This is a genomic window from Pantoea sp. Taur, from assembly GCF_009830025.1.
GTDB lineage: Bacteria > Pseudomonadota > Gammaproteobacteria > Enterobacterales > Enterobacteriaceae > Pantoea > Pantoea communis.
In genome coordinates this window covers 56,091-68,922 of record NZ_SZZZ01000011.1, presented here as the reverse complement: position 1 = coordinate 68,922, position 12,832 = coordinate 56,091, and the positions used below count along the sequence as shown (strand labels likewise).

Annotated in this window: 12 protein-coding genes and 1 riboswitch; of the genes, 4 read left to right on the top strand and 8 right to left on the bottom strand. The window is 58.1% G+C overall.

The window, feature by feature from the left end:
• Nucleotides 1–71 precede the first annotated feature (71 nt).
• Nucleotides 72–536, bottom strand: coding sequence for a MarR family winged helix-turn-helix transcriptional regulator (locus tag FD744_RS15715; protein ID WP_034827771.1), 465 nt, complete (start codon nt 534–536; stop codon nt 72–74).
• A 61-nt stretch (nt 537–597) separates the two neighbouring features.
• Here FD744_RS15715 and FD744_RS15710 point away from each other — a divergent pair, with 61 nt between their 5' ends.
• Complete coding sequence (locus tag FD744_RS15710; protein ID WP_160868676.1) at nt 598–1,191, top strand: HD domain-containing protein; 594 nt, start codon at nt 598–600, stop codon at nt 1,189–1,191.
• Nucleotides 1,192–1,234: 43 nt separating this feature from the next.
• On the opposite strand, the gene FD744_RS15705 is transcribed toward FD744_RS15710, so the two are convergent.
• From FD744_RS15705 to FD744_RS15675, 7 genes are all read right to left on the bottom strand, one after another.
• Entirely contained in the window at nt 1,235–1,531 is a 297-nt protein-coding gene (locus FD744_RS15705) for an HTH-type transcriptional regulator (protein ID WP_034827767.1), read from the bottom strand.
• Nucleotides 1,532–1,781: 250 nt separating this feature from the next.
• The gene (uca, locus tag FD744_RS15700) at nt 1,782–5,381 is read right to left on the bottom strand and encodes an urea carboxylase (protein ID WP_160868675.1); all 3,600 of its coding nucleotides are present in this window, start codon (nt 5,379–5,381) and stop codon (nt 1,782–1,784) included.
• Between the two features lie 81 nt (nt 5,382–5,462).
• Complete coding sequence (locus FD744_RS15695; protein ID WP_160868674.1) at nt 5,463–6,098, bottom strand: urea amidolyase associated protein UAAP2; 636 nt, start codon at nt 6,096–6,098, stop codon at nt 5,463–5,465.
• On the bottom strand, nt 6,098–6,805 hold the full coding sequence (locus FD744_RS15690; RefSeq protein WP_160868673.1) for an urea amidolyase associated protein UAAP1: 708 nt from the start codon (nt 6,803–6,805) through the stop codon (nt 6,098–6,100). The genes FD744_RS15695 and FD744_RS15690 overlap by 1 nt, the downstream gene beginning before the upstream one ends.
• Nucleotides 6,806–6,816: 11 nt before the next feature.
• Nucleotides 6,817–7,578, bottom strand: coding sequence for an ABC transporter ATP-binding protein (locus FD744_RS15685; RefSeq protein ID WP_160868672.1), 762 nt, complete (start codon nt 7,576–7,578; stop codon nt 6,817–6,819).
• Nucleotides 7,579–7,592: 14 nt separating this feature from the next.
• Complete coding sequence (locus FD744_RS15680; RefSeq protein ID WP_058961099.1) at nt 7,593–8,405, bottom strand: ABC transporter permease; 813 nt, start codon at nt 8,403–8,405, stop codon at nt 7,593–7,595.
• A 14-nt stretch (nt 8,406–8,419) separates the two neighbouring features.
• Nucleotides 8,420–9,478 carry a putative urea ABC transporter substrate-binding protein gene (locus FD744_RS15675; RefSeq protein WP_160868671.1) on the bottom strand — a complete coding sequence of 353 codons (1,059 nt, stop codon included), beginning with the start codon at nt 9,476–9,478 and terminating at the stop codon, nt 8,420–8,422.
• 63 nt (nt 9,479–9,541) lie between these two features.
• Nucleotides 9,542–9,636, bottom strand: a riboswitch (guanidine-I (ykkC/yxkD leader).
• 408 nt (nt 9,637–10,044) lie between these two features.
• On the opposite strand from FD744_RS15675, the gene FD744_RS15670 reads away from it, so the two are divergent.
• Genes FD744_RS15670 through FD744_RS15660 form a run of 3 tightly spaced genes read left to right on the top strand, consistent with a single transcriptional unit; the run spans nt 10,045 to nt 12,817 of the window.
• Nucleotides 10,045–10,767 (top strand): FadR/GntR family transcriptional regulator, encoded by a 723-nt coding sequence (locus FD744_RS15670; protein WP_160833346.1) that lies wholly within the window; start codon nt 10,045–10,047, stop codon nt 10,765–10,767.
• Nucleotides 10,764–11,759, top strand: coding sequence for an ABC transporter ATP-binding protein (locus tag FD744_RS15665; protein WP_160833345.1), 996 nt, complete (start codon nt 10,764–10,766; stop codon nt 11,757–11,759). Before FD744_RS15670 ends, FD744_RS15665 begins: the two co-directional genes overlap by 4 nt.
• Nucleotides 11,756–12,817, top strand: coding sequence for an ABC transporter ATP-binding protein (locus tag FD744_RS15660; RefSeq protein ID WP_160868670.1), 1,062 nt, complete (start codon nt 11,756–11,758; stop codon nt 12,815–12,817). Before FD744_RS15665 ends, FD744_RS15660 begins: the two co-directional genes overlap by 4 nt.
• The last annotated feature ends 15 nt before the right edge of the window (nt 12,818–12,832 follow it).

Genomic DNA, 12,832 nt, shown 5'->3' with positions numbered 1-12,832 from the left:
GCGCACTATATATCTATGCGCAGTTTTGACGTTGATATCCATGACGCCGCGTTAGCGACATCCAAAATGCTTTATTTGGCGCGGTTAAGATTGGTGCGCAAATCGTCCAGCTGATTTTTCAAAGCAATCAAGGTGTCATCGTCACAGGCGGTGGCACAGCGTACCGCCTCGGGAATGCTTTGTGCTCGTTCACGCAGCGCACGACCTTCATCTGTCAGGGTCACCACCACCTGGCGCTCATCGCGACGCGAACGCTGACGGCGTAACAAACCAGCGGCTTCTAAGCGTTTCAGCAGCGGCGTCAGCGTGGCTGAATCAAGGAAAAGCTGCTCGCCAATCTCCGATACGGTCACATCATCCTGATTCCACAGCACCAGCATCACCAGGTATTGCGGATAGGTAATCTCCAGCTCAGCCAGCAGCTGGCGATAGACTTTGTGCATCGCGAGATTCGCCGAATAGAGCGCGAAGCAGAGGTGTTGATCAACCTGGAGTGGCGTCTGCTGCACTTTTTTGTCATCTTGATTACTGTTCATGCGATTCAATATAGATAGCGCGCTAGATAATTGCAAGCGACTTTATTCCGGAGAGTGAAAGATGCGTGATTCACTGGAAGAGCAAGCGCGCCGTTATGCCACGCAAGCACATGCTGCTGCGGGCCAGCGTCGCAAATACACCGATGAGCCATATATTGTGCACCCGGCGGCGGTGGCCGAACTGGTGCGCAGCGTCACCGATGATGAACAGATGATTGCCGCCGCCTGGCTGCATGACACCGTAGAAGATACCCCAAGCACGTTACAGGACATTGAGAGCCATTTTGGACAGCGCGTCGCGCAGCTGGTCGATATGCTGACTGACAGCGCGCAGCCCGAGGCGAAAAACCGTGCCGTCCGCAAACTGGCGCACTTCCGCCATACCGCCGAAGCCTGTCCCGATGCGCAAACCATCAAGCTGGCCGATATCATCGACAACACCCGCGCCATTGTGCATTTCGATCCCGACTTTGCACGTATCTACCTGATTGAAAAACAGATCCAGATTCAGTTGTTGAATCAGGGCGATCCGCAATTGTGGCAGCAGGCAGAGAAGATCATTCAGCAAGGGATTGATCAGCTGGCGCAGCCACCGCACAGCGTGCCGGAGAGTTGGTTTGTGAAACAGGCGGCAAAATACGGCGGTTTAAGCTAAAAAAAACCCGCCGTGCAGGCGGGTCAGAGAACCGATAGTCTTCTTACTCGAGTAACTGCCGTCCCAGGTAGGGATTTGCTTGCAGCAGTTTCATCAGTTTACGTGCCGTAGCGGATGGGCGCGTGCGTTGCGCCTCCCAACTTTTTACAGATGAAACGCTCACCCCCATCACGCGGGCGAACTCATCCACCTGCATGCCGGTCATTTCGCGTAAACGCTGTGGCTCGGGAACGGATACTGCGTTGAGTGTAATTTCTGATACGGAAGGCTGTGCATCACGTGTCAAAACAATCTGCTCAAGGCTACTCAATAACTCGACCATTGGATCTTTTATTTCCATAGAGAACTCCTTAAAACTCACTATGAAGCACGTGAAAGTAGAGAGGTAAGCGCCACCAGGCGCTGAAACTCGGCCAAGTCAGGCTGTATCCCGCAGCGGTCTTTTCAATTTTTTATTAAACCGTTACGGGACACAGCCTGTTGCACACTGCGAAAAAGATGTCATAGCAATGCAACAATCAGCCGGGTTACTAATTATGGGTCAGATCCCCGGCTTTGCTGCCTGATTACTGATTATTTTTTATTCTTACTTATGCCGCAGAAGGATCGATCACCATAAGCAATTGACCTGCCTGCACTTGCTGCCCGGCATGGCGATAGAAACTATGGATTTTTCCACTGACTGGCGCCACGATCGGGATTTCCATCTTCATGGATTCGAGTATGCCTACCGTGGCACCCGCTTCAATCTCACTGCCTTCGTCAACCAACCATTGCCACACGCTGCCCGCCACCTGGCTCTCTACCGGGCTACACCCTGCAGGCACCGTAATCTCTTCACTACTCTGTTCCTGCAGCTGACTGTCGAAGGTGAATTGCCCTTCTGCGCGCCAGCGCGCCAGTTCACAGTCAAAAGCCTGCTGACGTTGCTGCTGGAAGGCGTCGATTTCCTCCGCCTGCTCCACCAGCATCGCCTGATAATCTGCAAGGCGGAATTCGCCCTCTTCGCTACGCAGCGGATAGTCACCCCACGGGAAACGCTCGCGAATGGTGAGTAATTCCTCAGCGCTAACCGGATAAAAACGGATTTGATCGAAAAAGCGCAGCAGCCACGGCTGAGTGAACGCCGGGGTTTGTCGATCGCGGTTCCACATCTGCATGGTGCGCCCGACAAACTGATAACCGCCCGGCCCTTCCATGCCATAGACGCACATGTAAGCGCCGCCAATACCTACCGAGTTTTCTGCTGTCCAGGTGCGCGCCGGATTGTACTTCGTGGTCACCAGGCGATGACGCGGGTCGAGCGGCGTCGCCACGGGCGCACCGAGATAGACATCGCCCAGCCCCATCACCAGATAGGCGGCGCTGAACACGATCTCCTTCACCTCATCAATGCTGGTAAGGCCATTGATGCGGCGGATAAATTCAATATTGCTGGGGCACCAGGGTGCATCAGGTCGCACTGACTGGCTGTAGCGGGTAATGGCCTCACGGCATGCCGCATCATCCCAGCTGAGCGGCAACCACACGGTACGAGAGGGCACGGCGGCCTCGCTCAGATCGCCCAGCTCTCTATCAATGTGCAAAATTTGCGCCAACAGCACACTTCTTGCACAGCGCTGTGCATCGTAGTGCACCTGCAGCGAACGAATGCCCGGCGTTAATTCCAGCTGACCCGGCAGAGAATGGGCTTCCAGCTGTTGCATCAGCGCGTGCACGCGGAAACGCAGGGCGATATCCAGCATCAAATCGCCATACTCTACCAGCAGGAAACGGTCACCTGCCGCACGCACACTGAGCGATGGGCGGCCATTTTCTGCCGCCTGATGGTGCAATAGTGGATCAATAAGGGGCAGCGCAGCGTTCACTGTAAGCGGTACTGATTGCAGTTTGATGATCGCTTCACGCTCTGCCTGCGCCAGTTGATCCGCACTGCTGAGATCGATCGGCAGGAAGCGCACGCGATCCCCTGCTTTGAGCTGTCCGAGCTTCCACAGATCGGCTTCGATCACCGTGGCCGGGCAGACAAAGCCACCGAGCGAAGGACCGTCCGGACCGAGGATCACCGGCATATCGCCGGTAAAATCCACCGTGCCAAAGGCATAGGCGTTGTCGTGAATATTGGAGGGATGCATACCCGCTTCGCCGCCATCGCTGCGCGCCCAGGTCGGTTTGGGGCCAATCAAGCGGATGCCGGTGCGGCTGGAGTTGTAGTGCACCTGCCACTCGGCGGCAAAGAACGCCTCGATGTCTTCATCGGTAAAGAAGGTCGGTGCGCCGTGCGGGCCGTAAATCACCCGCAGCTGCCATTCGCCGTTGAGTTCCGGCACCAACTCGCGAGGCAAGTCTGCCGTTGCCAGCACCTGCGGATCGGCAAGATGCAATACATCGCCCGCCCGCAAAGCGCGCCCGGCGTGGCCGCCAAACTTGCCGAGCGTAAAGGTGCTGCGGCTGCCGAGATAGCGCGGCGTATTCAAGCCGCCCGCCAGCAGCAGATAGCTGCGGCACCCTTCGCTCACATCGCCCAGCGTCAGGGTTTGCCCAGCCTGCGCGGTGACAATCTGATGCATCGTTAACGGCTGCTGATCCAGCTGCGCGGCAATCGGTGCGCCGGTCAGAACAAAACTGCACGCCTGATTAAAACGCAGCGTGGGGCCACGCAGGGTGATCTCCAGCCCCGCCGCCTGGGCGTTGTTATTCAGCAGGCGATTCCCTAACTGGAACGCGCGGCTGTCAAACGGGCCAGACGGCGGCACACCGACATGCCAGTAACCGACACGGCCAGGCGCATCCTGCACCGTGGTCAAGGTGCCGCCGCTGAGGATATCCAGCGTGGGCGGTTGCCACTGCACGCCGCCCAACGTGGCGGTGATGATGCGGCCTTGCTGCACTTCCGGCAGGGAACAGAGATGGCGCAACCACAGCAGATTGGTTTCGATACCGTACAGCTCGGTGGCGTCCAGCACCTGTGCCAGACTGCGCAATGCCATTTCACGGCTGGCCGCATGCACAATCACTTTCGCCAGCATCGGATCGTAGAACGGCGATACTTCCATGCCGGTTTCCACGCTGCTGTCAATGCGCAGCGTGGCGTCTTCACTTTCCGTCGGGAACTGGACGTGACTGAGCAAACCGGCACTGGGCTGGAACTGTTTGGCCGGATCTTCAGCGTACAGGCGCACCTGAATCGCATGGCCTTGCGCTTCGGTCGATAAGGTGTGCAGCGGCGGCAACGTTTGTTGCGCCAGCTCCACCATCCAGCGTACCAAATCCACGCCATACACCATTTCAGTGACGCCGTGCTCCACCTGCAAACGGGTGTTCACTTCAAGAAACCAGAACTGCTGGCTGGCATCATCGTAGACATACTCCACGGTGCCCGCGCTGCGGTAGTTGACCGCACGCGCCAGTCGCACCGCAGTTGCTTGTAGCTCAGCGCGAACCGCCGCACTCAATCCCGGTGCGGGCGTCTCTTCCAGCACTTTTTGGTTGCGGCGCTGAGCAGAACAGTCACGCTCGCCAAGGGCAATCACATTGCCAGCACCATCGCCAAAGATCTGCACCTCAATGTGGCGCGCGCGGGCGATAAACTTCTCTAAAAATACGCCATCGTCGGCGAAATTATTGCCTGCCAGACGTTTAACACGCGTAAACGCCGCATTGAGCTGTTCGGCATCATCACAACGCTGCATGCCAATACCGCCGCCACCGGCGGTGCTTTTCAGCATCACCGGGTAGCCAATCTTCTCCGCCATCACTCGCGCTTCGTCCAGCGAAGTCAGTAAACCACTGCCCGGCAGCAGCGGCACCTGATTCTCCTGTGCCAGCGCACGCGCACGATGTTTTAAACCGAACGCGGCCATCTGCCCGGCACTCGGCCCGAGGAACTGCACGCCGGCCGCTTCACAGCGCGTCACAAACTCGGGATTTTCGCTGAGGAATCCGTAACCGGGATGCACTGCCTGCGCCCCGCTCTGTGCGGCAATTTCCAGTATTTTTTGCTGATTGAGATAAGTGTCTCGCACCTGCCCCTCGCCCAGCGACCAGGCTTCATCGGCCAGTCGCACATGGCGCGCGTGGCGATCGGCTTCGGCATACACCGCAATCGCGCGGATGTTCATCGCTTGCAAGGTACGGATGATGCGCACAGCAATCGCGCCACGGTTGGCAATCAATACGCGATCAATCATGAGTGAAATCTCTTATTACGGCAGGTCGTCCTGCAGGGACAATGACGGCTTAAAAACGGGTCGTCCCGTTGCGTCAAAGATTCACCACACGCTGACTAAGATCGGCGTCGGGTTGTAACCGTTACAGGGATTGTTGAGCTGCGGGCAGTTGGAGATCAGCACCAGGATATTCATCTCCGCCACCATCTCGACGTATTTACCCGGTGCAGAAATACCATCGGCGAAGGTCAAACCACCGTCGTGCGTCACCGGCACGTTCATAAAGAAGTTGATGTTGTGGGTGATATCGCGACGCGTCAGGCCAAATTCTGGCTTCTCAGCCACCGCCAGCATCCAGCTGTCACGGCAGGAGTGCATATGGCGCTTCTCCAGGTCGTAGCGCACGGTGTTGCTTTCACAGGAGCAGGCGCCGCCCAACGTATCGTGGCGACCACAGGTATCGGCAGTTATCGTCAGCATCGGGCGATCCAAGCTGGAACGCAGCACGCTGCCCGCACTGAGGAACACATTCTTTTGCCCGCGCAGCGTATCGCTCATGCTGTAACGCTCGGCAGTGTCGTCGGCGTTGAAGAACAGGGTATCGGCAGCCTGATTCCCTTCCAGATCGGTGATACGCAAGGTCTGGCCCGCTTCGATGCGCTGCAACCAGTAATCACCGGCGTTCACCTGCTGCTGGAATTTAGCTTCGGCGGGATAGAGTAAGCTTTCAGTGATCATCAGATTTCTCCTTGCAGCTGATAGAGTGCGTTGTTGCGCAGTCCGCGCTGGTTTTCGGCACGCGCCAGGCAAATGTCCGGCAGCGGCGCGCGCTGGGCGTCCAGTGCGATCTGCACCGGCTGGCGCGGATATTCGCTGCTTACATTCAGCGGATGCGGGCAGGTGTGTAGGATCACCAGCGTGTCCATGGCGAAGCGCAGCCGCACCTGTGCGCCAGGTGCACCCTGCTGCTCCAGTTGCAGCGTGCCGTTATCATCGGCGCGCACCCTGGCAAACAGGTTGAGGCAAGAGGCCATATCACGCTGGCCGAGGCCGTATTTCGCCAGCTCGACGAGGAAACTGTCGTAGCCGTTTTGATGGCGCAGATTGCGAGCCTGCTGATAGTCGCTGGCGCCGAAGCGTGCGGCAGTGTGCTCAGCATTCAAGGTGCCGCAAACGCTCTCATGCCAGCCGAAGCTGTCTTCTTCGATGCCGCAAAAAATGCGCCCCATATCGGAATAAAGGCAGTGCCCGGCCGTCAGGCGGAAAGTGTGCTGGCACTTCAGCGTATCGGGCGCGTTGTAGCGCTCCAGCAGATTTTCCGGGTTGTGGAACAGCATGCCGACGTTGGCACCGCCTTCAATATCGGTCAGTGTCAGCGCCGTACCGCTGCGCATCACCAGCGACCAGTGCGATCCCGCCGGTAACAGGGTTTGATAAGCATTCATGTGTTGCTCCTTTAAGCCACCTGCGGCTCAGATGGCAGCGCAACATCAGGCTGTGTGCGATCCAGCGGCAGGTCGTAAGTGATAGTCGCGCCCCAGGCTTGCGGCGCGTGCGGGTCATGACGCAGTTTGTCGAACACCAGCAGGCGTGAAGCCAGGCTGAAGCCCTCTTTCAGGTCATGCGTGATCATAAAAATGGTCAGGTTGTGCTGCTGCCACAGGCGGGTAATCAGCTGGTGCATTTCACTGCGGATACCGGGATCGAGCGCACCAAACGGCTCATCAAGCAGCAGGATACGCGGCTGTTTCATCAGCGCCTGTGCCAGCGCCAGGCGTTGCTGCATGCCGCCCGAGAGCTGGTGCGGGTATTTGTTTTGCGCATGCTCCAGGCCAACCTGCGCCAGCATTGCCTGCGCACGCTGACGAATCGCCTGCCGCTTTTTGCCCCACACACGTCCCAGCCAGCGGGCGCTGCTGAACTCTTCCGCCAGCATCACGTTGCCGAGCACCGTCAGATGGGGAAACACCGAATAGCGCTGGAATACCACGCCGCGATGGGCATCGGGTTCGTCGGGGATGGGTTCACCGTCCAGCAGCAGTTGGCCTTTGGTCGGCGATTCGGTGCCAAGTAGCATGTTGATGAAAGTGGTTTTGCCACAGCCGGACGCCCCGACAATCGCCACAAACTCGCCCTGCTCGACGTTGATGTTGAGACGTTCCAGCACCACCTGATCGCCGTAATGCTTTTCGAGGTTTTTCAGTTGCAGTAATGGCATGGTTCGCTCCTGAATCATTTCGCGTGATACCACGGCCAGCAGCGACGGCTGATCAGCCGCAGCAGCAGGTCGAGCACAAAGGCCAGCAGCGCAATCCACGCCACGTAAGGCAAAATCACATCCATCGCCAGATAACGGCGCATCAGGAAGATGCGATATCCCAGCCCTTCGGTGGCGGCGATCGCTTCAGCAGCAATCAGGAACAACCACGCTGATGCCAGCGACAGACGCACCGCATCCAGCAGGCGCGGCATCATCTGCGGCAGAATCACGCGCCACAAAATCTGCGCGCTGTGCCCACCTAGCGTCTGCGCTTTCACCAGCTGCTCGCGTGGGATTTTCTCCACCTGCAGCTGCAAATCGCGCGCAATCAGCGGAGTAATGCCGATCACGATCAGCACTACTTTCGACACTTCACCGAGGCCAAAGCAGATAAACAGAATCGGCAGAATCGCCAGCGGCGGCACCAGCGCGACTACCGTCACCAGCGGTGCCAGCACTGCCCGCACCACCGGCAGCGCGCCGGTGAACAGGCCAATCGCCAGCGCCAGCAGTGCGCTGATCGCCACCCCACTCAGCAGGCGCATCAGGCTGGCGGCGGTGTCGGTCCACAGCAGGTATTCCCCGGTGCGCGGGCTGGGCTGAAACGCCATGCGACTGATGGCGTCCCCCATCGCGTTAAACCCTGGCAACAGTTTGTCTGCGGCGTTCAGGCTGAGACGCGCATCCGACGCGAACAGATAGACCAGCAGCAGCGCCAGCAGCGGCAGGATGCCAAGCAGCAGGCGACCGAGCGGCAGCGGTTGGTAGTTGATCAATTTACGCATCGGCATCGTCTCGCTTAAAGCTGACCCGCAGCGGCCAGTTTGGTGAACTCATCGGTGAAGCGCAGTTTCAGGTTGTTGTTATCACCCCAGTTGCCTGCTGGCGTTTCCACGCCCACCACATCAGCACTCGGTGCGCCTTCACCCAGTAAACCGTGCTTGAAGGAGAACTCTGCGACCAGCTGCATGGTGGCTTTCAACTGCGGGCTGTCGACAAAATCGAGGGTGGTTTTGGCATCGCTGAATAAGTGAGTGGCGGCCAGCTGCTGATCGAAGCCCGCCAGATCGGTGCCGGAAGCCTGCGCCATTTGCGTGCGCGCAGCTTTGGCGCTGTCACTCGCGCCGGACATGGTTTTCAGCGTTTCATACCAGGCACCGGTCAGCGCCTTGCCCAACTGCGGATACTTTTTCAGCGTGGCGGTATTCACCACCAGCAGATCAAGGATTTCGCCCGGGATCTGTGCAGAAGAGAAAATCAGATGGCTGTCCGGTTGCTTTTCCGCTTCGGCCAGCAGCGGGTTCCACGTGACGATGGAGTGAACGTCAGACGTGCCGAACGCCGCCACCAGATCGGCATCCGCGGTGTTCACCACTTTGACATCCTTCTCGCTCATGCCCGATTTCTCTAGCGCACGTGCCAGCAGATAGTGAGAGACCGAGAGTTCAACCAGATTGATCGGCTTGCCTTTCAGCGAGGCAATGTTGCCTTTGCCTTTCAGCAGAATGCCGTCATTGCCGTTGGAGTAGTCGCCGACAATCAGCGCGGTGCTGTCCACGCCGCCGGTGGCAGGAATGGTCAGGGCATCCATGTTGGTCATGGTGCAGCCGTCAAAGCCGCCGGCGGTGTACTGATTCACCGATTCGATGTAGTCATTGACCTGCACAAACTGGATGTCGATGCCGTATTTATCGGCCCATTTTTTCACGATGCCGCTCTGCTGGGCGTAATCCCATGGCATCCAGCCCGCGTAAATGGACCAACAGATCTTGAAGGAGGGTTTGTCGGCGGCCAGCGTATTGACGCTGAACAGTGCGACGGTGCAAAGCAACAGCAAGCGAAGGCAGGCTTTGATCATGATGGTTCCTCTGGCGTTAACGGGCGAAATAAAAGCAGGAGGCGGCGAGCAACGATCTCGCTTTCCTCCCGGGCTTTTGTCCCGCCGTGTAACCGTCAGAGGACGGTCGGTCACTCTCGGACCAGCATCTTTCGACCGGAACCCTAGTGACCCATTGCAAATTGTCTGGCGACATCGGTTGCCCGCTATCGCTCCTGCATCTGCATAAACACATTCAAAAAAAGTGCCAATATTTCAATCCATTGAAAAATAACATCATTCACGTTATTTCCAGTTTGAACAGCTCGCCTCGTGCACAGCAATGCAGCGTGAGCGCACCAACATGAAGCGCACCTTCCACCGCGAATATTGATGCACCTCGCAGTTTTAAACGAAGCTCGAAAAAACTTTTACTTACTGTTCAAAGGGTTATTGCTGTCATGTGCCTGTCATCTTTGAACCAATTCAATATTGGTTCGCTTCTTGCCTAAGCTGATAAAGCCGATTGCTCAGCCTTTCATCAGTAAAAGTGCTGGTTAATACGGAATTACCGATCTTTTTCTGATGCTTAAACAGGCGAACCAATCATGAGTCACACGTCAGATAGCGCCCGCAACTCCAGTTCTGCTCTGGAGCAACTGCGTCAACTGATCCAGCAACAGGAGCAGCAGCCCGACCGCGCGCTGCCCACGGAACGTGAACTGGCAGAGCGTTTTGGCGTCGGACGCCGTGAGATCCGCCGTGCTCTAGATGTGCTGGAAGAGGAGGGACGCATCTGGCGCAAACAGGGTAAAGGCACCTTTGTTGGTCCTGCTGCACCGGTGCAGCCGCTGGCGCTGCACGACCTGCCGCAGCAGTCGAATCTGCTGGAAGTGATGGAAGCGCGCTTGCAACTGGAGCCAGGGTTAGCGCGACTGGCCGCCCTGCGCGCCAGTAAAGAGCAGATTGCACTGATGAAGCGCCTGCTGGAACGCATGAATGGCATCACGGCACCGGAGGATGGCGACCAGCACGAACTGTGGGACAGCGCCTTTCATCGCGCTATCGCCGAAGCCGCCGGTAATCGCTTGATGCTGGGCCTGTTCGACGCCGTGGATGCCGTGCGCCGCGATCCAGGTTGGCAGCATCTGCGCGTACAGGCACGCACCCCCGCCCGCCTCAACAACTATGACGACCATCATCAGCGCCTGGTGAATCACATCGCGCAACGCCAGCCGCATGAAGCCGCTGCCGCGATGCGCGAACACTTACTGGCACTGCAACAGGCGCTGCTTGAAGCGCTTTACAACCATCAGGAGGAGACGCCATGAACGATCACCCGGTGCTTAGCGTTCGCAACCTGCGCGTGCAGTTTCGCGGTTCGCCCGTTACGGTATTGGACGATATCTCTCTGACGCTGCACGCGGGTGAAACGCTGGCACTGGTTGGGGAATCGGGCTGCGGCAAAAGCATCACCTCACTCACATTGATGGGCCTGCAACCCGCCAGTGCTGAGATTTTACAAGGCGAGATGCAGTTCGACGGGCGCAGCCTGCGCGATCTTAGTGCCAGCGATTACGCTAGCCTGCGCGGCAATCAGCTGGCGATGATTTTCCAGGAGCCGATGACCTCGCTCAATCCGGCCTTCACCCTCGGCGATCAGCTCAGTGAAGCGGTGATGCGTCATCGCCGCGTCAATCGCCGCACGGCGATGGAAGCCGCGCTGACCATCCTGCAAAAAGTGCAGATTCCCGCCCCGGAGATGCGCCTCAAAGCCTACCCGCATCAGTTGTCTGGTGGTATGCGCCAACGCGTGATGATCGCCATGGCATTGATTAACAATCCAAAGCTGCTGATTGCCGATGAGCCAACCACCGCACTCGATGTCACCATTCAGGCACAGATTCTGGCGCTGCTGAATACCCTGAAGCAGGAAACCGGCACCGCCGTATTGATGATTACTCATGACCTGGGCGTGGTGGCGGAAGTCGCGCAGCGTGTGGCGGTGATGTACGCCGGTCAGGTGGTAGAAACCGGCAGCGTGGAAGCGATTTTTAACGATCCCCAGCATCCGTACACCATTGGCCTGATGGGATCGATTCCCAGCCTGAGCGCACGCAGCGGCACACTGGCCACCATTCCTGGCCAGGTTCCATTACCGGAAAACATGCCCGCAGGGTGTCGTTTTGCCAACCGTTGCCCCTTTGCCGAACTCCGCTGTCAGCACAACCGCCCGACGCTGCGTGCGCTGGCTACCGATCATCAGGTCGCCTGTTTCCGCGCGCCGCTGGAACAGTACGTCTCGTTGGGAGAGATCGCATGAAGCCGATTTTAGAGTGCCGCGATTTAAGCAAAACCTTTGCCGGACCCAACCGCCTGTTCAAACGCAATCGCGGCGTCACCGCGGTGGATCGCGTGTCGTTACAGGTGATGCCGGGTGAGACGCTGGCAATTGTCGGCGAATCGGGGTCGGGTAAATCGACCCTCGGTCGTTTGCTGCTACGTCTGCTGGCGGCCAGTACCGGAGACGTGTTTTATCAGGGCGAAAGTATTACCGATGCCAGCGGCGCACGCCTGAATCAGCTGCGCCGCGAACTGCAAATCATCTTTCAGGACCCCTTTGCCTCACTAAATCCGCGTATGACGGTGCAACAGATTGTCGGCGAGCCGCTGTGGCTGCATGAAAAACTGAGCCGAGAGGCGCGCCATGCGCGCGTCGCTGAGTTACTGCGCACCGTGGGTTTACCGGGTGCCTGGGCAGAGCGTTATCCGCACGAATTTTCCGGCGGTCAGCGTCAGCGTATCGGCATCGCCCGTGCCCTCGCCTCCCAACCCAAATTGCTGCTGGGCGATGAGCCGGTTTCCGCCTTAGACGTTTCCGTGCAGGCGCAGGTGGTGAATCTGCTGGAAAGCCTGAAACAGCAGTTTGGCCTGACGATGATCATCGTGGCGCACGGTCTGGCGGTGATTCGCCATATGAGCGATCGCGTGGCGGTGATGTACCTCGGACAGATTGTTGAAGTCGCCACCGTGGACGAGATTTTTGACGCGCCGCTGCACCCCTATACCCAAGCGCTGATCGCCTCCGCGCCGCAGATGCAACCGGGTGTCAGCCGCCAGATTCCGATGTTGCAGGGCGATCTGCCCAATCCAGCCAATCCGCCTAGTGGCTGTCGTTTTCACACACGCTGCCCATGGGCGACATCGGATTGCCGTCAGTTTGAACCGATTAACCAGGTGCTGAGCGGTGGCCGCCAGATTGCCTGTCATCGCTGGCAGGAGATTAACCGCGATCGCAGCGTCATCGTGATTGCCCCCCCTTCTGCCGCCTTTTTACGTCGCCGCGCGCTGTTTGAGCAGGCGGTCAAGCAACAAGCCTAACCCTCTGGAGATTCG

Coding starts and splice junctions, on each gene's coding strand:
- FD744_RS15685 (WP_160868672.1), bottom strand. CDS start 7,578: ATGCCATTACTGCAACTGAAAAACCTCGAAAAGCATTACGGCGATCAG.
- FD744_RS15665 (WP_160833345.1), top strand. CDS start 10,764: ATGAACGATCACCCGGTGCTTAGCGTTCGCAACCTGCGCGTGCAGTTT.
- FD744_RS15675 (WP_160868671.1), bottom strand. CDS start 9,478: ATGATCAAAGCCTGCCTTCGCTTGCTGTTGCTTTGCACCGTCGCACTG.
- FD744_RS15670 (WP_160833346.1), top strand. CDS start 10,045: ATGAGTCACACGTCAGATAGCGCCCGCAACTCCAGTTCTGCTCTGGAG.
- FD744_RS15690 (WP_160868673.1), bottom strand. CDS start 6,805: ATGAATGCTTATCAAACCCTGTTACCGGCGGGATCGCACTGGTCGCTG.
- FD744_RS15695 (WP_160868674.1), bottom strand. CDS start 6,098: ATGATCACTGAAAGCTTACTCTATCCCGCCGAAGCTAAATTCCAGCAG.
- uca (WP_160868675.1), bottom strand. CDS start 5,381: ATGATTGATCGCGTATTGATTGCCAACCGTGGCGCGATTGCTGTGCGC.
- FD744_RS15680 (WP_058961099.1), bottom strand. CDS start 8,405: ATGCGTAAATTGATCAACTACCAACCGCTGCCGCTCGGTCGCCTGCTG.
- FD744_RS15705 (WP_034827767.1), bottom strand. CDS start 1,531: ATGGAAATAAAAGATCCAATGGTCGAGTTATTGAGTAGCCTTGAGCAG.
- FD744_RS15715 (WP_034827771.1), bottom strand. CDS start 536: ATGAACAGTAATCAAGATGACAAAAAAGTGCAGCAGACGCCACTCCAG.
- FD744_RS15660 (WP_160868670.1), top strand. CDS start 11,756: ATGAAGCCGATTTTAGAGTGCCGCGATTTAAGCAAAACCTTTGCCGGA.
- FD744_RS15710 (WP_160868676.1), top strand. CDS start 598: ATGCGTGATTCACTGGAAGAGCAAGCGCGCCGTTATGCCACGCAAGCA.